20 protein-coding genes and 3 tRNA genes are annotated in these 23,982 nt (G+C 70.8%); 19 read left to right on the forward strand and 4 right to left on the reverse strand.

Annotated elements, in window-relative coordinates:
* Positions 1-9 precede the first annotated feature (9 nt).
* A complete protein-coding gene (locus ACIQ87_RS14535) occupies positions 10-1,428 on the reverse strand; it encodes an AAA family ATPase (protein WP_402405973.1) in 1,419 nt (472 codons plus the stop codon).
* A 334-nt stretch (positions 1,429-1,762) separates the two neighbouring features.
* Here ACIQ87_RS14535 and ACIQ87_RS14540 point away from each other — a divergent pair, with 334 nt between their 5' ends.
* The 8 genes from ACIQ87_RS14540 (at position 1,763) to ACIQ87_RS14575 (ending at position 12,972) form a co-directional block, all read left to right on the forward strand.
* Complete coding sequence (locus ACIQ87_RS14540; protein WP_402405975.1) at positions 1,763-2,233, forward strand: hypothetical protein; 471 nt, start codon at positions 1,763-1,765, stop codon at positions 2,231-2,233.
* A 627-nt stretch (positions 2,234-2,860) separates the two neighbouring features.
* Positions 2,861-4,690, forward strand: coding sequence for an APC family permease (locus tag ACIQ87_RS14545; protein WP_402405977.1), 1,830 nt, complete (start codon positions 2,861-2,863; stop codon positions 4,688-4,690).
* 410 nt (positions 4,691-5,100) lie between these two features.
* Positions 5,101-5,190, forward strand: coding sequence for a K(+)-transporting ATPase subunit F (kdpF, locus tag ACIQ87_RS14550; RefSeq protein WP_045693083.1), 90 nt, complete (start codon positions 5,101-5,103; stop codon positions 5,188-5,190).
* 1 nt (position 5,191) lies between these two features.
* The gene (gene kdpA, locus ACIQ87_RS14555; protein ID WP_402405979.1) at positions 5,192-6,856 is read left to right on the forward strand and encodes a potassium-transporting ATPase subunit KdpA; all 1,665 of its coding nucleotides are present in this window, start codon (positions 5,192-5,194) and stop codon (positions 6,854-6,856) included.
* Positions 6,856-8,970: a potassium-transporting ATPase subunit KdpB gene (kdpB, locus tag ACIQ87_RS14560; RefSeq protein WP_402405981.1), complete on the forward strand. Its 2,115-nt coding sequence runs from the start codon at positions 6,856-6,858 to the stop codon at positions 8,968-8,970. Before kdpA ends, kdpB begins: the two co-directional genes overlap by 1 nt.
* 21 nt (positions 8,971-8,991) lie before the next feature.
* Positions 8,992-9,627, forward strand: coding sequence for a potassium-transporting ATPase subunit KdpC (gene kdpC, locus ACIQ87_RS14565; protein WP_402405983.1), 636 nt, complete (start codon positions 8,992-8,994; stop codon positions 9,625-9,627).
* A gap of 121 nt (positions 9,628-9,748) precedes the next feature.
* The gene (locus tag ACIQ87_RS14570) at positions 9,749-12,301 is read left to right on the forward strand and encodes an ATP-binding protein (protein WP_402405985.1); all 2,553 of its coding nucleotides are present in this window, start codon (positions 9,749-9,751) and stop codon (positions 12,299-12,301) included.
* On the forward strand, positions 12,298-12,972 hold the full coding sequence (locus ACIQ87_RS14575) for a response regulator (RefSeq protein WP_402405987.1): 675 nt from the start codon (positions 12,298-12,300) through the stop codon (positions 12,970-12,972). Before ACIQ87_RS14570 ends, ACIQ87_RS14575 begins: the two co-directional genes overlap by 4 nt.
* A gap of 258 nt (positions 12,973-13,230) precedes the next feature.
* Here ACIQ87_RS14575 and ACIQ87_RS14580 read toward each other — a convergent pair whose 3' ends face one another.
* Positions 13,231-14,499 carry a hydrolase gene (locus tag ACIQ87_RS14580; RefSeq protein WP_402405989.1) on the reverse strand — a complete coding sequence of 423 codons (1,269 nt, stop codon included), beginning with the start codon at positions 14,497-14,499 and terminating at the stop codon, positions 13,231-13,233.
* A 278-nt stretch (positions 14,500-14,777) separates the two neighbouring features.
* Here ACIQ87_RS14580 and ACIQ87_RS14585 point away from each other — a divergent pair.
* The 8 genes from ACIQ87_RS14585 (at position 14,778) to ACIQ87_RS14620 (ending at position 19,543) form a co-directional block, all read left to right on the forward strand.
* Positions 14,778-14,850: transfer RNA gene (locus tag ACIQ87_RS14585), tRNA-Thr, on the forward strand.
* 43 nt (positions 14,851-14,893) lie between these two features.
* Positions 14,894-14,966, forward strand: a tRNA-Met gene (locus ACIQ87_RS14590).
* Between the two features lie 83 nt (positions 14,967-15,049).
* Entirely contained in the window at positions 15,050-15,214 is a 165-nt protein-coding gene (gene rpmG, locus ACIQ87_RS14595) for a 50S ribosomal protein L33 (RefSeq protein WP_006604855.1), read from the forward strand.
* A gap of 117 nt (positions 15,215-15,331) precedes the next feature.
* Positions 15,332-15,790 carry a MaoC family dehydratase N-terminal domain-containing protein gene (locus ACIQ87_RS14600; RefSeq protein ID WP_392867466.1) on the forward strand — a complete coding sequence of 153 codons (459 nt, stop codon included), beginning with the start codon at positions 15,332-15,334 and terminating at the stop codon, positions 15,788-15,790.
* Between the two features lie 5 nt (positions 15,791-15,795).
* Positions 15,796-16,218: a MaoC family dehydratase gene (locus ACIQ87_RS14605; RefSeq protein ID WP_097237453.1), complete on the forward strand. Its 423-nt coding sequence runs from the start codon at positions 15,796-15,798 to the stop codon at positions 16,216-16,218.
* A gap of 105 nt (positions 16,219-16,323) precedes the next feature.
* Entirely contained in the window at positions 16,324-16,887 is a 564-nt protein-coding gene (locus tag ACIQ87_RS14610; protein WP_402405991.1) for a TetR/AcrR family transcriptional regulator, read from the forward strand.
* Positions 16,888-16,980: 93 nt separating this feature from the next.
* Positions 16,981-18,420 carry an MFS transporter gene (locus ACIQ87_RS14615; RefSeq protein ID WP_402405993.1) on the forward strand — a complete coding sequence of 480 codons (1,440 nt, stop codon included), beginning with the start codon at positions 16,981-16,983 and terminating at the stop codon, positions 18,418-18,420.
* A gap of 73 nt (positions 18,421-18,493) precedes the next feature.
* Positions 18,494-19,543: a UDP-N-acetylmuramate dehydrogenase gene (locus tag ACIQ87_RS14620; protein WP_402405995.1), complete on the forward strand. Its 1,050-nt coding sequence runs from the start codon at positions 18,494-18,496 to the stop codon at positions 19,541-19,543.
* Positions 19,544-19,560: 17 nt separating this feature from the next.
* On the opposite strand, the gene ACIQ87_RS14625 is transcribed toward ACIQ87_RS14620, so the two are convergent.
* Positions 19,561-20,625, reverse strand: a complete 1,065-nt coding sequence (locus ACIQ87_RS14625) for an adenosine deaminase (protein ID WP_402405996.1) — start codon at positions 20,623-20,625, stop codon at positions 19,561-19,563.
* Positions 20,626-20,751: 126 nt separating this feature from the next.
* Positions 20,752-21,999, reverse strand: a complete 1,248-nt coding sequence (locus ACIQ87_RS14630) for a pyridoxal phosphate-dependent aminotransferase (RefSeq protein ID WP_402405998.1) — start codon at positions 21,997-21,999, stop codon at positions 20,752-20,754.
* A 282-nt stretch (positions 22,000-22,281) separates the two neighbouring features.
* Between ACIQ87_RS14630 and ACIQ87_RS14635 the strand changes: the two genes are divergently transcribed.
* The 3 genes from ACIQ87_RS14635 to nusG all read left to right on the forward strand — a co-directional run bounded on the left by ACIQ87_RS14635 (position 22,282) and on the right by nusG (position 23,905).
* Positions 22,282-22,354 (forward strand) — tRNA-Trp (locus tag ACIQ87_RS14635).
* A 148-nt stretch (positions 22,355-22,502) separates the two neighbouring features.
* Positions 22,503-22,829: a preprotein translocase subunit SecE gene (secE, locus tag ACIQ87_RS14640; protein ID WP_392867450.1), complete on the forward strand. Its 327-nt coding sequence runs from the start codon at positions 22,503-22,505 to the stop codon at positions 22,827-22,829.
* A 209-nt stretch (positions 22,830-23,038) separates the two neighbouring features.
* Positions 23,039-23,905, forward strand: coding sequence for a transcription termination/antitermination protein NusG (nusG, locus tag ACIQ87_RS14645; RefSeq protein ID WP_402406000.1), 867 nt, complete (start codon positions 23,039-23,041; stop codon positions 23,903-23,905).
* Positions 23,906-23,982: the final 77 nt, after the last annotated feature.

Genomic DNA, 23,982 nt, shown 5'->3' on the forward strand with positions numbered 1-23,982 from the left:
GAGGCGGCGTCAACCAAACACCTTGTGGGCAATTTCCCGGCTCAGATCGGCAGCCTTTCCAGAATTCAAGGGGTCGGAGTGCCACATCTCAAATGCCACTCTCAGGCAGTGTGACCACTCTCGACCCAGCCGTCGCGAAATCGCTCGAAGCCATAGATGATGTTCGAGTCCCATCGTCTCGGAAATCGCAATATTGACGTCTTCGATGGCGCACCCAAGACGCTCGGCGAGCTCACTCGGCCTGCCGATTGCGTAGCCGACAAAAACTTTCTCCGGTGCCTCCTCGCCCGGAAGGAAGCTTAGGTGATTTGCAATTTTTGGATTATTTCGCTGGTCGCCGTCAAGGACTGCTACAACGCGCAAGCGCTTCGCATTGGACAGCGCTGATTCGGCTAGCACTAGGTCTTGCCAGGCCCCCGATGGGACGATCTCCAGCTCGCTCATTCGTGGGAACGACGCCGCGCTGAGAATCATTCGAAGTGTCGCAGCAGCGACTTCATCTTCAACGAGCAGAAGTCCCGATACGCGGGGTTCGCGCCCCAACAGTTCTCTAATATCGGAGAGGTTTCTTGGCTTGAAAATGAGAGACCCGGATGGTGATCGAACGCAGGCGCGGACCCACTCCACTGGAACCCTCTGGATGAAGTCTGGAGAATGGGTGGCGATGATCACTTGGGTGTCGTATGCCCTGGCAAGTCTCGCGATCTCATCCATAAGGGCGGCTTGCCCGCGCGGAGAGATATGTGCCTCAGGTTCGTCGATAATGAAGACGGAATCTCGGGAGTACTGCATCTCCCAGCGCAACTTGTGTACATAGAGCTCGCCATAGCTCATATCATAGGAGCTAATCCACTTGCTTCCTGAGCGTGCCTTTACGTAAGGCTCGACAGGCCCGTGCGTGTCCGTCCGAACGGGAAAATAAATGACCTCGGCGTATGAGATGCCCAAAATATCACGAAGTGCACTCAGGTCGGCCTGCTTTTGGACAATTTCCCCACCCTCCCGATACTCCGTGAAATCGGAAATCATATCCTGGAAGAAAACGTGAATATCAGCTGGGGTTGCTAGGGGTGTATAAATGATCGGGTATAGGTCCAAATCTGGCCACGATTCGCCGTATTTGACACTCTTCTCCAAGTCTCTAACTACGACCTTGTGCTCTCCGTTGATATGCAGATCAAGAGTGCAGGATCCGGCAAGAGTCTTGGGTCCAGGAGCTCTTCGCGCCCCCATGAAGGGAGGGTGATCCTCGTGTGTCGCTCCTCTCAGCAGCCCCTCTGCGATATAGCTGAGGATGGTGCTCTTTCCGGACCCGTGTGGCCCACAAACAATTGTTAGTGGAGCCAGATCTACGGACAAGTCGGGAAATTTTGCATTCTTGTCGAATGAGATCTTTTGAACCATCCTGGACGGAACAAATGACTTCATGGAAGTCCAAAGTTTCACCGATGCTCGCGAGAGTCCCGCCACGAAGAATTCCCCTCTCTGATCATTCGACTCACAGCATCACTGGGGCTGTATCGCATGCTACGCCAGCACGTGCCGGAGGGGCTGAGCTTTTTGGAATCCCATGCATGGCTGTGATGGTGCAGGTCATCCAGCGGATAGCGCCGGAATCAGCAAGCTATCGAACAGTAGAAAACTGACCTGCTAGTTGCCGGTTCGACTTGGGTGCTCACCGCAACGGGGACGCCTCCGTAGCGAGCTTGTCGCGAGGGCCGTGCTCTTCTGTGGGGTGTGTGGCGCCGGTAGGTTCTGGGTGGTGATTACTCAGATCGTCACGCTGGTGGGTGTCCTACTGGGGGCGCTCACCTCGTTCGTGGCCACCGGGTGGGCGGAGCGGACCAAGCATCGGCGGCTGATGGCCGCGCGGTGGGATGAGCGGAAGCTCGACACCTACGTGCAGTACGCGACCTGTGTGAAGGAGATCTCCGCAGTCGCCAAGCGGGCGGCAGAAGCCGCGGCGGGGTCGATGGAGCGGGTGGAGTTCCTGGCCACGATGGAGCAGGCGGAGATCCAGCGGTCGACGCTCTTCGAGACGCTCGTCTTGTTGGCCAGTCCGGCCGCGGTCGAGGCGGCAAGGGCGGTGAACGTCGCGCTGTGGGAGGCCGAGGTGGCAGCCAGGGAACGCACCGAGGTCTCGAACGGAGTAGCCCTGATCGGGTTGCTGAACGCCTACCACGCGCAGGCCCGGCTCGACCTCGGTGTCGGCGGCCCGGCCGACGGGGCGTGAGCTGAAACACAGAAGGGCCGCGTCGGGCAGCGGAGATCGCTGCCCGACGCGGCCCCTCAGGTGCTCGCGGAAGTGGATTGGAAGTGGGTTGCCGAGACCATGATCCGGACCAGGGGCGGAACAGGTCCGGTCCGCGAGCGGGAGTCGCCTGGTCAGCGCAGCCCCAGTCAGCGGCCTGTAAATCTGTCGCGCAAGCTACGCAGGTTCGAACCCTGCACCAGCCACAGGATAGAGAACAGCCCCCGATCTGCGGAAACGCGGATCGGGGGCTGTTTTGTCTGCTCGGGGCGGGCTCGGGGTGGACCCGGGGCGGGCCCGGCCCGGGGTCGGGCGGCGGGTGGACTTATTGCACATTGCTTGCAATTACGGGTTGCAGGCAGCAGAGTGGTTGCCCGGGGGTGGGAGTCCTTCGACAGAGCTGATCGTCTTCCCAGCCGGCGACCGCCGGGACAACGGCTCGCCCCACCCCCGCCAACAGCCACCGGACGGGGCCGACGCGGCGTGACGGCCCCGTCAAGAGCGTGTCAAGGCCACTCGCGGCGGCGTCAGGAACGCGTACGGGCCCCCGGGCGGTGGGCGCGCGGACCGCAGGATCGGACCAACTACCGACTGCGGAGGTCCCGTCCGATGTCCAGCGCCACCACCCCGGCAGCCACGGCCGAACCCGCGCCGCCTGATACCGGCGCGGGCGACGAGCGGCACCGGCTCAGCGCGCTCGGCGGGCTGGCCGCGCTCTCGCTGGACGCCATGGCCTCGGTCGCGTACGGGCCGGAGTCGATCGTGCTGGTGCTGGCCGCCGCCGGGTCGTACGGGCTGGGCTTCACGCTGCCGGTCACCGCGGCGATCGCCGTGCTGCTGGCGGTGCTGGTCGCCTCCTACCGACAGGTGATCGCGGCGTTTCCGGACGGCGGCGGCTCCTACGCGGTGGCCAAGGCGCACCTGGGCCGCCGGACCGCGCTGACCGCGGCCGCCTCGCTGGTCGTCGACTACGTCCTGAACGTCGCGGTCTCGGTCACCGCCGGCGTCGCCGCGCTCACCTCGGCCGTCCCGGGCCTGTACGACGACCGCGTCTGGCTCTGCCTGGGCGTGCTGACGCTGGTCACCGCGGTGAACCTGCGCGGGATCGCCGAGTCGGCGCGCTGGTTCATGGCGCCGACGGCCGTCTTCGTGCTCTCCATCCTGGCGATCGTCGTGGTCGGCCTGTTCCGGGACGGTCCGGTCAGCACCGCGGCCGCCGCCGGACACGCCTCGACCCTCGCCGAGAACGCCACCACCGTCGGTGCTCTGCTGCTGCTCAGGGCCTTCGCGGCCGGCTGCTCCGCGCTGACCGGCGTGGAGGCGGTGGCCAACGCCGTCCCCTCCTTCCGCACCCCGCGGGTCAAGCGCGCGCAGCACACCGAGGTCGCGCTCGGCGCCCTGCTCGGCGTGATGCTGATCGGGCTGGCGGTGCTGATCGGCCGCTTCCACCTCCAGCCGGTCGAGGGCGTCACGGTGCTGGCCCAGCTCGCCGACGCCTCGCTCGGCCACGGGTTCGGCTTCTACGTCGTCCAGTTCGCCACCGTGGTGCTGCTCGGGCTCGCCGCCAACACCTCCTTCGGCGGGCTGCCGGTGCTGCTCGACCTGCTCGCCCGGGACAACCACCTGCCGCACCTGTTCGCGCTGCGCGCCGACCGCCAGGTGTACCGGTACGGGGTGCTGTTCCTGGCCGCGGTCTCGGCGGCGCTGCTGGTCGGCTCCGGCGGGGACGTCAACAGCCTGGTGCCGCTGTTCTCGATCGGCGTGTTCGTCGGCTTCACCGTCTGCCAGGTCGGCATGGTCCGGCACTGGCTGCTGCACCGGCCGTCCGGTTGGCGGTGGAAGGCCGCGCTGAACGGCTTCGGCGCGCTGCTCACCGGCGTCGCGGCGCTGGTCGTCACCGGCACCAGGTTCACCGAGGGCGCCTGGGGCATCGTGGTGGCCCTGCCGTTGCTGGTGGTGCTGTTCGAGGCGGTCCACCGCAGCTACGGGCGGATCGGCGAGCGGTTGGAGCTGGGCCGGGTGCCCGGCCCGGTGACCAGGCAGCGCAGCCTGGTCGTCGTCCCGGTGACCGCGATCACCCGGCTGACCAGGGACGGCCTGTCGGCGGCGCTCTCGCTCGGCGACGAGGTCATGGCGGTGACCGTGGTGCACGAGCCGGCCGCCGCGGAGGCGCTGCGCCGGGACTGGGAGCTGTGGCGGCCGGGCGTGCCGCTGGTGGAGATCCCGGACGTCCACCGCCGGCTGGGCCGGCCGATCGCGGACTTCGTCAACGAGCTGGGGGCGGAGCACGTCTACGACCGGCTGACCGTGCTCATCCCCGAGGTGGAACCGGCCCGCTGGTGGCAGCGGGCGCTCCAGAACCGGCGTGGCGCCGTGATCGACCGCGCCCTGCGGCGGCACACCGACGCGGTGGTCTGCCGGCTGCGCATGCGGATGTGACCGGAACGGGGGACGGGTACGGGGACGGGAACAGCAGGGGGAGTACGGCCCCGGACGGCAGCCCGCCGTCCGGGGCCCGCGGCTTTCCGGCTCCGGACCGGCTCCGGGCCGGACCCCGCCCCGGATCTCGGCCCGATCACGACGGTCTCGGTCCGGTGAAGCACCCGTCAACGTCGCGTCAACGTCGCGCTATCACCCGTATGGAGGGCGTCAGGGCCCCATAACGCGCCCCTGACGGCTGGTTTGCTGCATCTGCCGGTCTTCCGCCGGTGCCGCGCGGGCCCCTCCGGCCCAGGTCGCGGCATCTCCCGAACCACTCTGGTGGAGCCCATGTCCGATCTCATCTACGTCGGTGTCACGGTCGCCGTGTTCGCCGTCATCGCCCTGATCGCGCGGGGGGTGGAGAAGCTGTGAGCGCCGAGAACATCGCTGGTCTGGTCGTTGCCGTCGCGCTCGTCGGCTATCTCGTCGTGGCGCTGATCTTCCCGGAGAAGTTCTGACATGGGATCCACTCTCGCGGGCTGGCTGCAGGTGCTCGCTCTCGTCGGCGCGCTGGCCCTGTGCTACCGCCCCCTCGGCGACTACATGGCCAAGCTCCTCACCTCCGCCAGGCACCTCAGAGTCGAGCGCGGCATCTACAAGCTGATCGGCGTGGACGGCGACGCCGACCAGCGGTGGCCGGTGTACCTCCGCTCGGTGCTGGCCTTCTCGGCCGTCTCCGTCCTCTTCCTCTACGGCCTGATCCGCCTCCAGGGCTACCTGCTGCTGAGCCTGGGCGTTCCGCAGATGGAGGGCCACCAGGCCTGGAACACCGCCATCTCGTTCGTCGCCAACACCAACTGGCAGTCCTACGCGGGCGAGTCCGCGATGGGCCAGGTGGCGCAGATGGCGGGCCTGGCCGTGCAGAACTTCGTCTCCGCGGCCGTCGGGATCTCCGTGGTCGCCGCGCTGATCCGGGGCTTCACCCGCAACCGGACCGACCGGGTCGGCAACTTCTGGGTGGACCTCACCCGGATCAACCTGCGCCTGCTGCTGCCGATCTCGATCGTCTTCGCCCTGGTGCTGGTCGCCAACGGCGTGGTCCAGAACTTCCACGGCTTCCACGAGGTGACCACCCTCGCGGGCGAGGTGCAGAAGATCCCGGGCGGCCCGGTGGCCTCCCAGGAGGTCATCAAGGAGCTGGGCACCAACGGCGGCGGCTTCTTCAACGCCAACTCGGCGCACCCGTTCGAGAACCCGACCGGCTTCACCAACCTGGTCGAGATCTTCCTGATCCTGCTGATCCCGTTCGCGCTGCCGCGGACCTTCGGCCGGATGGTGGGGGACAACCGCCAGGGCTACGCGATCGTCGCGGTGATGGGCCTGTTCTGGGCCGCCTCGGTGGCCCTGATGACCTTCGCGGAGTCGCAGCACCAGGGCAGCGCCCTGCAGGCCGCGGGCGCCGCGATGGAGGGCAAGGAACAGCGCTTCGGCATCGCCGCCAGCTCGCTGTTCGCCGCCTCGACCACGCTGACCTCGACCGGTGCGGTGGACTCCTTCCACGACTCGTACACGCCGTTCGGCGGCGGGCTGACGGTCTTCAACATGATGCTGGGCGAGATCGCGCCCGGCGGTGTGGGCTCCGGCCTGTACGGCATGCTGGTGCTGGCGGTCGTCGCGGTGTTCGTCGCCGGCCTGATGGTCGGCCGCACCCCCGAGTACCTGGGCAAGAAGCTCGGCGGCCGGGAGATGAAGTTCGCCTCGCTGTACATCCTCACCACGCCGACGATCGTGCTGGTCGGCACGGGCGTGGCGATGGCCCTGCCGGGCGAGCGCGCCGGGATGCTCAACTCGGGCGCCCACGGCTTCTCCGAGGTGCTGTACGCCTTCACCTCGGCCTCCAACAACAACGGCTCGGCCTTCGGCGGCATCACCGTCAACACCGACTGGTACGACACCGCGCTCGGCCTGGCGATGATCTTCGGCCGGCTGCTGCCGATCGTCTTCGTCCTCGCGCTGGCCGGCTCGCTCGCCCAGCAGCAGCCGGTCCCGGCCACTCCGGGCACCCTGCCCACCCACAAGCCGCTGTTCGTGGGCCTGCTGTCGGGCGTGATCCTGATCGTCGTCGGCCTCACCTACTTCCCGGCCCTGGCTCTCGGGCCGATCGCGGAAGGTCTGTCCTCCTGATGTCCACCCCCACGCTCAACCCCGCACCGGCCGACAAGGCGGAGGCCGCCGCACCGCACAGAGTGGCGAGCGGCCTGCTCGACCCGAAGCTGATCGTCGCGTCCCTGCCGGACGCGGTGAAGAAGCTCGACCCCCGGGTGATGATCAAGAACCCGGTGATGTTCGTGGTCGAGGTCGGTTCGGTGGTCACCACCATCGCCGCGATCGCCGACCCGTCCGTGTTCGCCTGGGCCATCACCGTCTGGCTCTGGCTCACCACGATCTTCGCCAACCTGGCCGAGGCCGTGGCCGAGGGTCGCGGCAAGGCGCAGGCCGACACGCTGCGCAAGACCAAGAGCGACACCATGGCCCGCCGGCTCACCGACTGGCCGGCCACCGGTGCCGAGGAGGAGGTGCCCGGCACCGCGCTGAGGCTCGGCGACCACGTGGTGGTCGAGGCCGGTCAGGTCATCCCCGGCGACGGCGACGTGGTCGAGGGCGTCGCGAGCGTCGACGAGTCGGCGATCACCGGTGAGTCCGCGCCCGTCATCCGCGAGTCCGGCGGCGACCGCAGTGCCGTCACCGGCGGCACCAAGGTGCTGTCCGACCGGATCGTGGTGAAGATCTCCTCCGAGCCCGGCAAGACCTTCATCGACCGGATGATCGCCCTGGTCGAGGGCGCCGCCCGGCAGAAGACGCCGAACGAGATCGCGCTGAACATCCTGCTGGCCTCGCTGACCATCGTCTTCCTGGTCGCGGTCGTCACGCTCCAGCCGATGGCCACCTACGCGGGTGCCCCGCAGTCGATGATCGTCCTGGTCGCCCTGATCGTGGCGCTCATCCCGACCACCATCGGCGCGCTGCTCTCCGCGATCGGCATCGCCGGCATGGACCGCCTGGTGCAGCGCAACGTGCTGGCGATGTCCGGCCGCGCCGTCGAGGCCGCCGGCGACGTCAACACCCTGCTGCTCGACAAGACCGGCACCATCACCCTGGGCAACCGCCAGGCCGCCGAGTTCCTGGCCGCCCCGGGCGTGTCCACCGAGGACCTGGCCGGCGCGGCGCAGCTCTCCTCGCTCGCGGACGAGACCCCGGAGGGCCGCTCGATCGTGGTCCTCGCCAAGACCGAGTACGGCCTGCGGGCCCGCGCACAGGGCGAGCTGACGCACGCCACCTGGGTCCCGTTCACCGCCCAGACCCGGATGTCGGGCGTGGATCTCGACGAGGCCGCAGGAGTGCACCAGGTCCGCAAGGGCGCGGCCGGCGCGGTCTCCAACTGGGTCACCGAGAACGACGGTTCGGTCGGTGCCGAGGTGTCCACCCTGGTCGACGGGATCTCGGCGGCCGGCGGCACCCCGCTGGTCGTCGCCGAGCGGATCGGCGCCGAGCCCGCCCGCGTCCTCGGGGTCATCCACCTCAAGGACGTCGTCAAGGAGGGCATGCGGGAGCGCTTCGACGAGCTCCGCCGGATGGGCATCAAGACCGTCATGATCACGGGCGACAACCCGCTGACCGCCAAGGCGATCGCGGAGGAGGCCGGCGTGGACGACTTCCTCGCCGAGGCCACGCCCGAGGACAAGATGGCCCTGATCAAGAAGGAGCAGGAGGGCGGCAAGCTGGTCGCGATGACCGGCGACGGCACCAACGACGCCCCCGCCCTCGCCCAGGCCGACGTCGGCGTCGCGATGAACACCGGGACCATGGCGGCCAAGGAGGCCGGCAACATGGTCGACCTGGACTCCAACCCGACCAAGCTGATCGAGATCGTGGAGATCGGCAAGCAGTTGCTGATCACCCGTGGCGCGCTGACCACCTTCTCGATCGCCAACGACGTGGCCAAGTACTTCGCGATCATCCCCGCGATGTTCGCCGGGGTCTACCCGGGCCTGAGCCACCTCAACATCATGGGCCTGCACAGCCCCCAGTCCGCGATCACCTCGGCGATCGTCTTCAACGCCCTGGTCATCATCGGCCTGATCCCGCTCGCCCTGCGCGGCGTGCGCTACCGCCCGTCCGACGCCAGCTCGCTGCTGCGCCGCAACATCGGGGTCTACGGCTTCGGCGGCCTCGTGGTGCCGTTCGTCGGCATCAAACTGATCGACCTGATCGTCCAGTTCATCCCCGGCCTCAGCTGACGCGGGAAAGGAGAGAAAACCATGTCCAAGCCCCTGCCGACGACCCTCCGCACCCACTTCACCGCGCTGCGCGCGCTGCTGGTGCTGACCGTGATCCTCGGGATCGCCTACCCGTTGCTGATCACCGGGATCTCCCAGGTCGCCTTCACCGACAAGGCGAACGGCTCGCCGGTGAAGACCGACGGCAAGGAGATCGGCTCCAGCCTGATCGGCCAGAGCTTCAACCTCCCGAAGAAGAACCCCGACGACCCGAACGAGGAGGCCCAGCCGGACCCGAAGTGGTTCCAGCCCCGCCCCTCGGCGGCCGGGACCGGCTACGACGCCTCCTCCTCCAGTGCCAGCAACCTCGGCCCGAACAGCGAGGACCTGCTGAAGGCCGTCAACGACCGCCGCGCCGCCGTCGCCTCCTTCGACGGCGTCGACCCGGCGAGCGTCCCGGCCGACGCGCTGACCGCCTCCGGCTCCGGCCTCGACCCGCACATCTCGGTCGCGTACGCCAAGGAGCAGGTCGACCGGGTCGCGAAGAACCGCGGTCTGCCGGTGGAGACGGTGACCAAGCTGGTCGACGAGTACACCGAGAGCCGTTCGCTCGGCTTCCTCGGCAACGAGGGTGTCAACGTCGTGTTGCTCAACAAGGCGCTCAGCGAGCAGAAGTGACACCACATCACACATACGGGTGACCGGGCCGGCCCGGGCGCGGGAGCACGTCTCCCGGGCCCGGGCCGGCCGACCCGCGTCCGCAGACGTGCACCACCTCCCGATGGAAAGAGCAGCGCCCATGGCTCGCGACCTCACCCCCGGCGCCGGCACCCGCGGCGGCCGGCTGAGGGTGTACCTCGGCTCCGCGCCGGGGGTAGGCAAGACCTACCGCATGCTGGACGAGGCCCGGCGCAGACAGCAGCGTGGGGCCGACGTCGTGGTCGGGTACATCGAGTGCCACGGCAGACGGCACACCGAGGCCATGCTGGCCGGCCTGGAGGTCCTGCCGCGCGCCCGGCGCTCCTACCGGGACGCCGAGTTCGAGGAGATGGACCTCGACGGCGTGCTCGCCCGCCGCCCGTCCGTCGTGCTCGTGGACGAGCTGGCGCACACCAACATCCCCGGCGGCCGGCACGCCAAGCGCTGGCAGGACGTCGAGGAACTGCTCGCCGCCGGGATCGACGTCGTCACCACCGTCAACATCCAGCACCTGGAGTCGCTGAACGACGTCGTCCGGAAGATCACCGGTATCCCGCAGCGCGAGACCGTCCCGGACGAGGTGGTCCGCCGGGCCGACCAGATCGAACTCGTCGACATGGCCCCCCAGGCGCTGCGCCGCCGGATGGCCCACGGCAACGTCTACAGGGCCGAGAAGGTGGACGCCGCGCTCTCCAACTACTTCCGGGTCGGCAACCTCACCGCCCTGCGCGAACTCGCCCTGCTCTGGGTGGCCGGGCGGGTGGACGAGGGCCTGCGCGACTACCGGGCCAGCCACAACATCGACCGGGTCTGGGAGGCCCGCGAGCGGGTCGTGGTCGCCCTCACCGGCGGCCCCGAGGGCGAGACCCTGATCCGCCGCGCCGCCCGGATCGCCGACCGCACGGCCGGCGGCGACCTGCTGGCCGTCCACATCTCCCGCAGCGACGGCCTGGCCGGCGCCTCCTCCGGCGCGCTCGCCCAGCAGCGGCAGCTGGTGGAGACCCTCGGCGGCAGCTACCACGTGGTGGTCGGCGACGACGTCCCCACCGCGCTGCTCGCCTTCGCCCGCGCCCACGACGCCACCCAGCTGGTGCTCGGCACCAGCCGCCGCGGCCGGATCAACCGCTTCCTCACCGGCCCCGGCACCGGGCAGACCACCGTGGACGACTCCGAGGACATCGACGTCCACATGGTCACCCACGAGTTCACCGGGCGCGGCCGGCTGCCCTCGCTCGGCCGCCGCCACTCCCGGCGCCGCACCGTCGCCGGCTACCTGGCCGGCCTGGCGGTGCCCTGGCTGCTCACCGCCCTGCTCTCGCAGGCGCACCACAGCATCAACCTGACCACCGATGCGCTGATCTTCCAGCTCGGCGTGGTCATCGTCGCCCTGCTCGGCGGCGCGGTGTCGGCCCTGCTGGCCTCGTTCGTCGCCTCGGTGCTGCTCAACTACTACTTCATCCCGCCGATCCACAGCCTGACCATCGGCGAGACCAACAACATCGTCGCCCTGGTGGTCTTCGCCGCCATCGCGCTCACCGTCTCCACCGTGGTCGACCACGCCGGCCGGCTCACCAGCCGGGCCGCCCGCGCCACCGCCGAGGCCGAGACCCTCTCCACCCTGGCCGGCAGCGTGCTGCGCGGCGCCGACGCGCTGCCCGCCCTGCTCGAGAAGTCCCGGACGGCCTTCGGGATGCGGACCGTCGCGTTGCTCTCCCGGGCCGACGGCGAGGTGCTCGCGCACAGCGAGGGGGACCACCAGAGTGACGGCGACGGGCCGCACGAGACCACCGAGGTCCCGGTCGGCCGGGACGCCCTCCTGGTGCTCACCGGCCGCCGGCTGCCCGCCGCCGACCAGCGGGTGCTGACCGCCTTCGCCGCCCACGTCGGCGCCGCGCTGGAACGCGACCGGCTGGCGGTGGCCGCCGCCGAGGTCGAGCCGATCAAGGCCGCCGACCGGATGCGCACCGCCCTGCTCGCCGCCGTCAGCCACGACCTGCGCACCCCGCTGGCCGCCGCCCGGGCCTCGGTCGGCTCGCTGCGCAGCCCCGACGTCGAGTTCTCGCCCGAGGACCAGGCCGAACTCCTCGCCACCGCCGACGAGTCGCTGGTCAAGCTCACCCGGCTGGTCGACAACCTGCTCGACATGAGCCGCCTCCAGGCCGGCGCGCTCACCCTGCACCTCACCGAGACCCACCTGGACGAGATCCTGCCCCGGGCGCTCGACAGCCTCCCCGACCCGTACGCGCCGATCCAGCCGCTGGACCTGGACACGACCCCGCCGGTGCTCGCCGACCCGCCGCTGCTGGAGCGGGTGCTCGCCAACGTGATCACCAACGCGCTGCGGTACAACGCCCCCGGCGCGCCCGTCCTGGTCGCCGGCAGCCACCACGCCGACCAGGTCGAGATCCGGGTGATCGACCGCGGCCCCGGCATCGCCCCCGAGGACCGCGACCGGGTCTTCCTGCCCTTCCAGCGCCTCGGCGACACCGACAACACCACCGGCGTCGGCCTCGGACTCGCCCTCTCCCGCGGCCTCGCCGAGGCGATGGGCGGCAGCCTGGAGGTCGAGGACACCCCGGGCGGCGGCACCACCATGCTGCTCACCCTGCCCGCCGCCAACCCCACCATCGAGCGAAGCGAGGCGGACACGTGAGCGAGATCCTGGTCGTCGACGACGAGCCGGCCCTCCTGCGCACCCTGCGGATCAACCTCAGCGCCCGGCAGTACGCCGTCCGCACCGCGGCCACCGGCGGCGAGGCGCTCGACCGCGCCGCGCACAGCGCCCCGGACGCCGTCCTGCTCGACCTCGGCCTGCCCGACCTCGACGGGATGGACGTGCTGCGCGGCCTGCGCACCCACAGCGCGGTGCCGATCATCGTGCTCTCCGGCCGGACCGACGCGGCCGACAAGGTCGGTGCCCTGGACGCGGGCGCCGACGACTACCTCACCAAGCCGTTCCTGATGGACGAGTTGCTGGCCCGGCTGCGCGCCGTGCTGCGCCGGCCGCTGGGCGGTGTGCCGCTGAGCCGGCCGGTGATCGGCGACCACACCGTGGACCTCGCGGCCACCGCCGTGAACGGCCCGAACGGCCCGGTCCGGCTCACCCCGACCGAGTGGCGCATCCTCTCCCTGCTGCTCGCCAACCCCGGCCGGCTGGTGCCCGGCCGGCAGATCCTGCGCGAGGTGTGGGGCCCGGCCCAGGAGGGGCGCGGCAACTACCTGCGGGTCTACTTCGCAGGGCTGCGCCGCAAGTTGGAGCGCGACCCGGCCCGGCCGCGGCACCTGGTCACCGAGCCGGGGATCGGATACCGCTACGTGCCGTGACGGGCCCGCGCACCGGGGCCGGCGCCACCGCCGTCAACGGCACGTCAAGAGCGCCCCGGCGGACGACAGGAGGGCGTCAAGGCCGCGCGGGGGCGGTGCTCCGTGGGCGTAGTGTCGGTGTCGAACGAGCGGCCCTGCTCCGTGTGGGGGAGGCCTGGGGCCGCTTCGACAGCCGTCCACGGACGGCCGGCAGGTGGGGGAGGGGCGCGCGACAACCGTCGCGCGCCCCCATCTGTCGCCGGGGCCGGTCCGGCCCGCTCAGCCCTCCCCGCCCCCGCACTGGCGGGGCAGCGCCAGCGCCACCGTGTCCGCGAACTCCCGGACCGCGCTGGTCCGGCTGACCACCCGGCCGCTGTGCACCACCAGCCGGCTGTGCCCGCCCGCGAGCGCCCCGGCCAGGCTGTCCCCGCGCACCGCCAGCAGCTCCGCCGGGAACCCGGCGTCCACCCGGACCGGCGCCAGTCCGAGCGCCGCCCGGGCCTGGTTCGCCACCGCGTCGTACGCCGCCTCCGGGTCCAACTCCCCACCGGCCGCCAGCAGATAGGCCGACTCCAACGGATCCGCCCGGCCGACCGGGTTGGACGGGTCGCGCAGCGCCCCGCTGCCCGCCGCCAACGGCACCCTGGCCGCCGCCAACTCCCGCACCAGGCCCGGCCGCAGGCCCGCCGCCCGGCCCTCCAGCCCGGTGCAGCAGCCGTTCTGCGGCAGGCAGACCACCCGCACCCCGCTGGTCGCCAGCACCGTCGACGCGCCGCGGGCCAGCGCCCCGCACGGGCCGAGCGTCACCCGTGGCCGCAGCGGCGCCAACGCCCCGGCCATCCGGGCGAGTTGGGCGGCGTCGGCGGCACTGGTGTGCAGGTCCACCGAGCAGTCCGCCTCGCGGGCCGCCTCCAGCAGCAGCTGCACGTAGCCGGAGGGGTCCGGGTCCAGCTCCGGGCAGCCGCCGGCCGCGGTGGCGCCCAGCTTGAGCGCTTCGCGCAGCTGCGCCCGGCCGTCCGCGCCGGCCCGCCCGGTGAGCAGCCGGGGCATCGCCACCGCCTGGAGCTCGGCCAGCCCGCTCAGCGCCTGCCGGGCGGTGAGCACGGCCTCCAGCCGGCGCAGCCCGTGCACGTCGCCGATCCGGACGTGGGTGCGCTGGGCGGTGGCGCCGTAGCCGAGCGAGGTCAGCGCGGCCTCGGTGATCCGCCGGGTGAGGTCGGCCGGGGTGTCCGGCGGCGGGGTGGGCAGGGCGGCGGAGAAGGCGGCGTCGTAGTGGGCGTGCGCCTCGGCGGGGGCCGGGAGCAGCAGGTAGCCGCGCAGGTCGATCCGGGCGCCGGTGGTGACGGTGGGGGTGCCGGGCAGGGCGGGCAGCGGGCCGAGGCTGCCGACGGTGCCGACCGCCTGGATGCGGTCGCCGCTGATCCGGACGTCCACCACCCGCCCGTCGGCGAGCCGGGCGCCGGTGAGCAGCAGGACCGGGCCGTGCCCGAGCGGGTTGGCCGCCGGGCCGGGCCAGGGCTGCGGCCCGTCGGCGGCTGCGCTGTCCATCGCCGGCTCCTTCTCGGGCCGGCCCGTGCGGTCGGCCCCGTACGGCTGGCCCGTACCGCCGGCCAGTCCTCCCGATCAATGAGCGACGAGCCTATGGGCCCGGGAGGCGGGTCGCCGGGAGGCGGGCAATAGTCGTATCGGGTCGGGCCGTGGGGCTCGCGGGCCGATCGAACGCCCAGCCTTGGATCGTCCGTCCGTACCCGTCGCCCACCTGCGGTCTTCGCCGCGGGATACGGATTTCACCTCCGGCCGCGAAACGTGTAATCTCTTCCTCGTTCGCCCCTATAGCTCAGTCGGTAGAGCGTCTCCATGGTAAGGAGAAGGTCTGCGGTTCGATTCCGCATGGGGGCTCGGGTGAGAAGCGGTCAGCTCCGGCTGTGCTGCAGATCACTGTGGCGGTGTAGCTCAGTTGGTAGAGCAAGCGGCTCATAATCGCTGTGTCACCGGTTCAAGTCCGGTCACCGCTACCCCGCGTAGTCGGTCGGGAGATCGCACTCCCGGTCGGCTACTCTTGTCGTGTTCTTATTCGTTGTCCAAGGAAGGCACTCCCGTGGCTGCCACCGATGTCCGCCCGAAGATCACGCTGGCCTGCGTGGAGTGCAAGGAGCGGAACTACATCACCAAGAAGAACCGGCGTAACGACCCGGACCGTCTTGAGATGAAGAAGCACTGCCCCCGCTGCAACTCGCACACCGCGCACCGCGAGACCCGCTGACCCTCCCGTAGGGCGCCGGGCCTGTGTGAATTCAGGTCTTCTACTCCGGGCCGCATCCCTCACTGGGGGGTGCGGCCCGGAGTTTTTTCGTATCCACCCGCGTTCCGAGGAGCTGCCATGGCGCTCGACCCCTCCTTCATCGGGCGTAGTTACCCGCCCACCGAGCCGTACGAGGTCGGCCGGGAGAAGATCCGCGAGTTCGCGACCGCGATCGGGGACGCCAACCCGGCGTATGCCGACCCGGAGGCGGCGAAGGCGCTGGGTCACTCCGACGTGATCGCCCCGCCGACCTTCCCCTTCGTGGTCACCTACCGGGCGGCCGCCCAGGTGATCGAGGACCCGGAGCTGGGTCTGGACTTCAGCCGGGTGGTGCACGGCGACCAGAAGTTCGTCTACACCCGCCCGGTGCGGGCCGGTGACCGGCTGTCGGTCGCGGTGACCATCGACAACATCAAGTCGCTGGCGGGCAACGACGTGCTCACCGTGCGTGGCGAGGTGACGGACGCGACCGGCGAGCACGTTGTGACGTCGGTCATGACCCTGGTGGCCCGGGCCGCCGACGAGGCGGGGGAGTGAGCGCGATGGCGATCAGCTACGACGAGGTCGAGGTCGGCACCGAGCTGCCGGCGCAGTCCTTCCCGGTGACCCGCGACACGCTGGTGCGCTACGCGGGTGCCTCGGGCGACTTCAACCCGATCCACTGGAACGAGAAGTTCGCCCTGGAGGTCGGCCTGCCGGACGTCATCGCGCACGGCATGTTCACCATGGCCGAGGCGATCCGGGTGGTCACCGACTGGGTCGGCGACCCGGCCGCGGTGGTCGAGTACGGCGTGCGCTTCACCCGGCCGGTGCCGGTGCCGAACGACGGGGTCGGCGCGGTGGTCGAGGTCTCGGCCAAGGTCGCCAAGAAGCTGGACGACCGCAGGGTGCAGGTCGACCTGCTGGCCACCACCGGCGGCCAGAAGGTGCTCGGCATGTCCCGGGCCGTCGTCCGGCTCGGCTGAGCCGCTTCCGCGCGACGGCGGCCGCGGCCGGAGTGCCCGCACCGGGAGCTCCGGCCGCGGCCGCGGGCCTTGCATAGCTAGTGATCGGCCACTAACTTGTGACCCATGGCGAAGTCGAGCATCCGGATGAGTGCGGAGGAGCGGCGCGAGAGCGTCGTCCGCGCCGCCCTGGTCGAGTTCGCCCGGGGCGGGTACCACGGCACCTCCACCGAGGCGATCGCCCGCCGGGTGGGCGTCTCGCAGCCGTACCTGTTCCGGCTGTTCCCGGGCAAGCAGGCGATCTTCGCCGCGGCCGCCGAGCGCTGCGTCGAGGAGACCTGGCGGGTGTTCGACGAGGCCTCGGCCGGGCTGTCCGGCGCGGAGGCCGCCGACGCGATGTCCGGCGCGTACATGGGCCTGGTCGAGGACAGTGACCAGCTCATGATGCAGATGCAGATCTACGTCTCGGTCTTCGCGGCCCGCTCGGTCGGCGAGGAGGAGATCGGGGAGACCGCCCGGCGGCTCTGGGAGGGCCTGTTCGAGCGGGTCAGGATGCGGATCGGCGGGGACATGAGGGACGCCACGCGGTTCTTCGCGCACGGGATGCTGATCAACACCCTGGTGGCGCTGGGCTATCCGCAGGACCACCGGATCTGGACCGGCTTCGACGAGTGCGAGGACCCGGAGTAGCGGACGGGCGGCCGCGCGGTGCGTCAGGGCGGCCTCTTTTTGGCCCATGAAAGTTATTGAGCAATAACTACCTAGTGGAACCCGGGGGATGTCATGACGGAGAAACCGGCCATGGGCAGAGCCGCGATCTGGACCCTGGTGATCGTCAGCGCGGCCGGCTTCATGGCCGCTCTGGACAACCTGGTGGTCACCACCGCGCTGCCGTCGATCCGTGAGGAGCTCGGCGGCGGGCTGTCCGACCTCGAATGGACGGTCAGCGCCTACACCCTGAGCTTCGCCGTGCTGCTGATGTTCGGCGCCGCCCTCGGCGACCGCTTCGGCCGCCGCCGGATCTTCCTGGCCGGCCTGACGGTCTTCACCGCCGGCTCCGCCGCGGCCGCGCTGTCCCCCGGCATCGGCGAGCTGATCGCCGCCCGCGCCGTCCAGGGGGCCGGGGCCGCGGTGATGATGCCGCTCACCCTCACCCTGCTCACCACCGCGGTGCCCCCGGCCAGGCGGGGGCTGGCCTTCGGCGTCTGGTCGGGCGTCAGCGGCCTCGCCGTCGCGGCCGGGCCGCTGATCGGCGGCGCGCTGACCGAGCACTTCTCCTGGCAGTGGATCTTCTGGGTGAACGTCCCGGTGGGCCTCGTCCTGCTGCCGCTGGCCCTCCTGCGGCTCGGCGAGAGCCGGGGCGCGGGCCGGGCCCTGGACGTGCCCGGAACCCTGCTGGTCAGCCTGGGGATGTTCGGGGTCGTCCTCGGCCTGATCCGCGGCAACCCGGACGGCTGGACCAGCCCGCCGGTCCTCGGCGCCCTGATCGGCGGCGCCCTGCTGCTGACCGCCTTCGTCTGGTACGAGCAGCGGGTGGCCGCCCACCCGATGCTGCCGATGCGGCTGTTCCACAGCCGGACCTTCTCCGCCGTCAACGCGGCGAGCCTGCTGATGTACCTGGGGATGTTCGGCTCGATCTTCCTGATCAGCCAGTACCTCCAGGGCGTCGGCGGCTTCAGCCCCCAGGAGGCGGGCATCCGGATGCTGCCGTGGACGGCGATGCCGCTGCTGGTCTCGCCGGTCGCGGGCATCGTCTCCGACCGGATCGGCGGCCGCCCGATCGTGGTCGCCGGGCTGGTGCTGCAGGCCGTGGGCCTGGTGCTGTTCGGGCTGGTCGCGGACGGGAGCACCGGCCTCGACTACCTCGCCCTGATCCCGGCCATCGTGATCTGCGGGGTCGGCATGTCGCTGTACTTCGGCCCGACCGCCCAGCTGGTGATGGTCGGTGTCCGGCCGCAGGAGCAGGGGATCGCCTCCGGCGCCAACAACGCGCTGCGCGAGGTCGGCGGGGCGCTCGGGGTGGCCGTGCTCGCCGCGGTGTTCTCGGCGCGGGGCGGCTACCAGTCGGCCCGGGCCTTCACGGACGGGCTGGTGCCCGCGCTGTACGTCGGCGGGGCCGCCGTCGGGCTCGGCGCGCTCGCCGCGGTGCTCATCCCGCGGCGGGGCGAGGCGCCGGCCGCGGCCGCGGTGGAACGGCCGGCGCCCGAGATGGTCAAGGCCTGAGAGCGGCACCGCGAGCCGCTTCCCGGGGAAGGGCCTTCCCCGGGAAGCGGCTTCCCGCCGCCCCCGTACGCTGGTGGGCGTGCTGGTAGAAAACGACGCCCCCCTCGCCCCGCTGACCACGCTCCGGCTCGGCGGCCCGGCCCGCCGCCTGGTGACCGCCCACACCGACGACGAGGTGATCGCGGCCGTCCGCGAGGCCGACGCGGCCGGCGAGCCGCTGCTGGTCCTCGGCGGCGGCTCCAACCTGGTGATCGGCGACGCCGGCTTCTCCGGCACCGCGCTGCGGATCGCCACCGAGGGCTTCGCCCTGGACGGCACCGCGCTGGAGGTCGCGGCCGGCGAGACCTGGTCCGAGGTGGTCCGCCGGACCGTGCTGGACCACCACCTGGCGGGCATCGAGTTCCTGGCCGGCATCCCCGGCTCGGCCGGCGCCACCCCGGTGCAGAACGTGGGCGCGTACGGCCAGGAGGTCGCGCAGGCGATCACCGAGGTGGTCGCGTACGACCGCACCGCCGACGAGGTGGTCGTGCTCCCGAACGCCGAGTGCGCGTTCTCCTACCGGCACAGCCGCTTCAAGGCCGAGCCGGACCGCTACGTGGTGCTGCGGGTGCGGTTCCGGCTGGAGGACGCCGACGGGCTCTCCACCCCCGTCCGCTACGCCGAGACCGCCCGGCACCTGGGCGTCGAGCAGGGCGACCGGGTGGCGGTCGACACGGCCTGGAAGACGGTGCTGCTGCTGCGCGCCGGCAAGGGCATGGTGCTGGACCCGGCGGACCACGACACCTGGTCGGCCGGTTCCTTCTTCACCAACCCGGTGCTGACGGCCGCCCAGTACGAGTCCTTCCGCACCCGCCCGGGCGCCGCGGACGCCCCCGCCTACCCGGCCCCGGAGGGCTGCACCAAGACCTCGGCGGCCTGGCTGATCGACCGGGCGGGCTTCGGCAAGGGCTACGGCAGCGGCCCGGCGACGCTCTCCACCAAGCACACCCTGGCGCTCACCAACCGCGGCTCGGCCACCGCCGAGGACCTGCTGGCACTGGCCCGGGAGATCCGGGACGGGGTCCGCGAGGCCTTCGGGGTGGAGCTGGTGAACGAGCCGGTGATGGTGGGCGTCACGCTCTGAGCGGGCGCCGAGCGGGGCTAGGCGGGCACGGCGGCCGGCTCGGCGGGGGCGCGGTCGCCCACCAGCCAGGCGTCGATGTCCGCCAGCAGCTCCTTGCGGACGGCCTCCGGCGCGACCGAGCCGCGCACCGACTGCCGCGCCAGCTCGGCGAGTTCGGCATCGGAGAAGCCCAGCACGTCCCGGACCAGCTCGTACTGGGCGGCCAGCCGGCTGCCGAACAGCAGCGGGTCGTCGGCGCCCAGGGCGAGCGGGACCCCGGCGTCGAAGAGCCGGCGCAGCGGGACCTCCTCGGGGCGCTCGTAGACGCCGAGCGAGACGTTGGAGGACGGGCAGACCTCGCAGGTGACCTGCCGGTCCGCCAGCCGCTCCATCAACCGGGGGTCCTCGGAGGCCCGCACGCCGTGGCCGATCCGGCCGGCGCCCAGGTCGTCCAGGCAGTCCCGGACGGAATCCGGGCCGGACAGCTCGCCGCCGTGCGGGGCCGCCAGCAGCCCGCCGTTGCGGGCGATCGCGAAGGCCCGGTCGAAGTCCCGGGCCATGCCCCGGCGCTCGTCGTTGGAGAGGCCGAAGCCGACCACCCCGTGGTCGGCGTAGCGGACGGCCAGCCGGGCCAGCGTCCGGGCGTCCATCGGGGACTTCATCCGGTTGGCCGCGACCAGGACCCGGATGCCCACGCCGGTCGCCGCGGCGGCGTGCTCCACCGCGTCCAGGATCAGCTCCAGGGCGGGGATCAGCCCGCCCAGCCGGGGCGCGTACGAGGTCGGGTCGACCTGGATCTCCAGCCAGCGGGAGCCGTCCCGCCGCTCGTCCTCGGCGGTCTCCAGGACCAGCCGGCGGATGTCCTGCTCGTCCCGCAGCACCGAGCGGGCGGTGTCGTACAGCCGCTGGAAGCGGAACCAGCCCCGTTCGTCGGTCGCCCGCAGTCGGGGCGGTTCGCCGGAGCTGAGCGCCTCCGGCAGCCGGACGCCGTGCTTCTCGGCCAGCTCCAGGAGGGTGGCGGGCCGCATCGATCCGGTGAAGTGCAGGTGCAGGTGGGCCTTCGGGAGGCCCCTCACGTCTCGCGGGTTCAACAGGCGTTCCATTCACCGATACTGCCGTATGCGACCCCCAGACGGGAACCGCCTCCTTTCGATCCCCCGAAGGGGTGAAAGGAGGCGGCGTGCCGGGTGAATCCCGTATGTCGGATTGACGTCAGTGCCGGAGCGACGTCAGTCGCGGGCCTCGCCGAGCAGCTTCTGGATCCGGCTGATGCCCTCGACCAGGTCCTCGTCGCCGAGCGCGTAGGAGAACCGCAGGTAGCCGGGGGTGCCGAAGGCCTCGCCCGGGACGGCGGCGACCTCGACCTCGTCCAGGATCAGGCTCGCCAGCTCGGCGGAGGTCTGCGGACGCCGCCCGCGGATCTCCTTGCCCAGCAGGCCCTTGACCGACGGGTAGGCGTAGAAGGCGCCCTCGGGCTCGGGGCAGAGGACGCCCTCGATCTCGTTGAGCATCCGCACGATGGTCCGGCGGCGGCGGTCGAAGGCGGTGCGCATCTCGTGCACCGCGGACAGGTCGCCGGCGACGGCGGCGATCGCGGCGCGCTGGGCGACGTTGGAGACGTTCGAGGTGGCGTGCGACTGCAGGTTGGTCGCGGCCTTGATGACGTCCTTGGGGCCGATCACCCAGCCCACCCGCCAGCCGGTCATCGCGTAGGTCTTGGCCACGCCGTTGACCACGATGCACTTGTCGGCCAGCTCGGGCAGCAGGGCGGGCAGCGAGGTGAACTTCGCGTCGCCGTAGACCAGGTGCTCGTAGATCTCGTCGGTGAGCACCCACAGGCCGTGCTCCAGCGCCCAGCGGCCGATCGCCTCGGCCTCGGCCTCGGTGTACACCGCGCCGGTCGGGTTGGACGGCGAGACGAACAGCACCACCTTGGTGTTCTCGGTGCGGGCGGCCTCCAGCTGCTCGACCGAGACCTTGTAGCCGGTGGTCTCGTCGGCCACGACCTCCACCGGGACGCCGCCGGCCAGCTGGATCGACTCCGGGTAGGTGGTCCAGTACGGCGCCGGGACGATGACCTCGTCGCCCGGGTCGAGGATCGCGGCGAAGGCCTCGTAGATGGCCTGCTTGCCGCCGTTGGTGACCAGCACCTGCGAGGCGTCCACCTGGTAGCCGGAGTCGCGCAGCGTCTTGGCGGCGATCGCGGCCTTCAGCTCGGGCAGGCCGCCCGCCGGGGTGTAGCGGTGGTTCTTCGGGTCGCGGCAGGCCTCGACGGCCGCCTCGACGATGTAGTCCGGGGTGGGGAAGTCGGGCTCGCCGGCGCCGAAGCCGATGACCGGACGGCCGGCGGCCTTGAGGGCCTTGGCCTTCGCGTCCACGGCGAGGGTCGCGGACTCGGCGATCGCACCGATCCGGGCGGAGACCCGGCGGTCGGCGGGGCGGATGGACTGGTCGGGCTGCGGGGTGGAAGCGCTCATGCCTGCATCGTCGCAGAACCGGGACCTACCGGGCATCGGGGTATCGCGATCCGTACGTTCCCGTCCGGATCGCGGCCCCGGCGGTGCGTCGGAAAGGGTCCCCCAGGGCCGGACGTCCGCCGCCGGACGGCGGCTCCGGAAGAAGATGTTCGACCAAACGCCCCTCGACCACGTACACTCGCTGCTCGACGGCCCGCCGAAAAGACCGGAGCTTTCACCGCCTGTGCAGACAGCGGGGGGAGATACGGTAGGTTGGTCGCCACCGGAGCCGCGAGGCACCGTAGGGCAATAGCTCAATTGGTAGAGCACCGGTCTCCAAAACCGGCGGTTGGGGGTTCGAGTCCCTCTTGCCCTGCTGCTAGATCCGTTTTCAGCCCGTTCGCTCCACAGGAGTGAGCGGGCTTGATGCGGAGATGGCACCGATCAGCACCGCTAGCCGACTGGTCGTGCCCAAACCGGGTGCGCGGCGAAGTTCGGCAGGACCCGGATTCAGGTGAGGACGAGTGACGGAGACCACGGGCTCCACCGCAACGCCTGAGAGCGGCAACCCCGAGGGTGCCGACGGCGCCGCCGAGATGGCATCGGCCGAGGGCGACAAGAAGTCGGGCAAGCAGAAGAAGTCCGGCAAGCGGGCCAAGAAGGGCCTCTTCGCCAGGATGGCCCTCTTCTACCGTCAGATCATCGCCGAGCTGCGCAAGGTCGTCTGGCCGACTCGCAACGAGCTCACCAACTACACCGCCGTCGTGGTCACCTTCGTGGTGGTCGTGATGGCCTTCGTGGCCGGGCTGGACTACGGCTTCTCCAAGCTCAGCCTCCTGGTCTTCGGCTGACCGGCCGCACCACCTCTCGAACAGCTTCCCGACCCGGGCCGAATCCTCGGCCCGGGTCGAGCTGTCGGCGCCGGACGTACGCGCGGTTACCGTGGACTCGGTACTGTTGAAGTCTCCGAGACCTCACCTGGCGCCCGCGCGAGCGGTCGTACGCCGGGCCGGTCGAGGAGCGCGCCACCTTCACCATCTCCAGGAAAGAAGCCGCCACCGTGTCTGAGTCCCCCCTGTACGACGCCGACGAGACCGTCCGCGAGGCGGATGTCGCCGCCGAGCTGGACGCGGCCGAGCTGGCTGACGACACCGAGTCCGCCGAGCAGATCGTGGACGCCGCGGACAGCGACGAGGACGAGGTCGAGGCGTACGACGAGGCCGAGGCCGGCGAGCCCGCCGAGGAGGCCGCGCTGCACGTGGAGGGCGACACCGAGCCCGCCGTCGCCGAGGAGTCCGTCGAGGAGGAGCCGGCCGACGAGGTCGACCCGGTCGCCAAGTTCCGCGAGGACCTGCGCTTCATGCCGGGCGAGTGGTACGTGATCCACACTTACGCCGGCTACGAGAACCGGGTGAAGCAGAACCTGGAGCAGCGCGCCGTCTCGCTGAACGTCGAGGAGTACATCTTCCAGGCCGAGGTGCCGCAGGAGGAGGTCGTCCAGATCAAGAACGGCGACCGCAAGACCATCCGCCAGAACAAGCTCCCCGGCTACGTCCTGGTGCGCATGGACCTCACCCCCGAGTCCTGGGGCGTCGTGCGCAACACCCCCGGCGTCACCGGCTTCGTGGGCAACGCCTACGACCCGTACCCGCTGACCCTGGACGAGGTCGTCAAGATGCTCGCCCCCGACGTCGAGCGCCAGGCCGCCAAGGAGGCCGGCAAGCCGTCGCCGGTCAAGCCGAGCGAGATCCAGGTCCTGGACTTCGAGGTCGGCGACTCGGTCACCGTCACCGACGGCCCGTTCGCGACCCTCCAGGCGACCATCAACGAGATCAACCCGGACTCGAAGAAGGTCAAGGGCCTGGTCGAGATCTTCGGCCGGGAGACCCCGGTCGAGCTCTCCTTCGACCAGATCCAGAAGAACTAGTCATACGGTCTTCGGATTCGGGGCAGGGCCGCGGGCTCTGCCCCGAATCCGTTTTGGTCCAGCGGCGCGGACGCGTT

Source organism: Kitasatospora sp. NPDC096204 (assembly GCF_044763205.1).
Lineage (GTDB): Bacteria > Actinomycetota > Actinomycetes > Streptomycetales > Streptomycetaceae > Kitasatospora.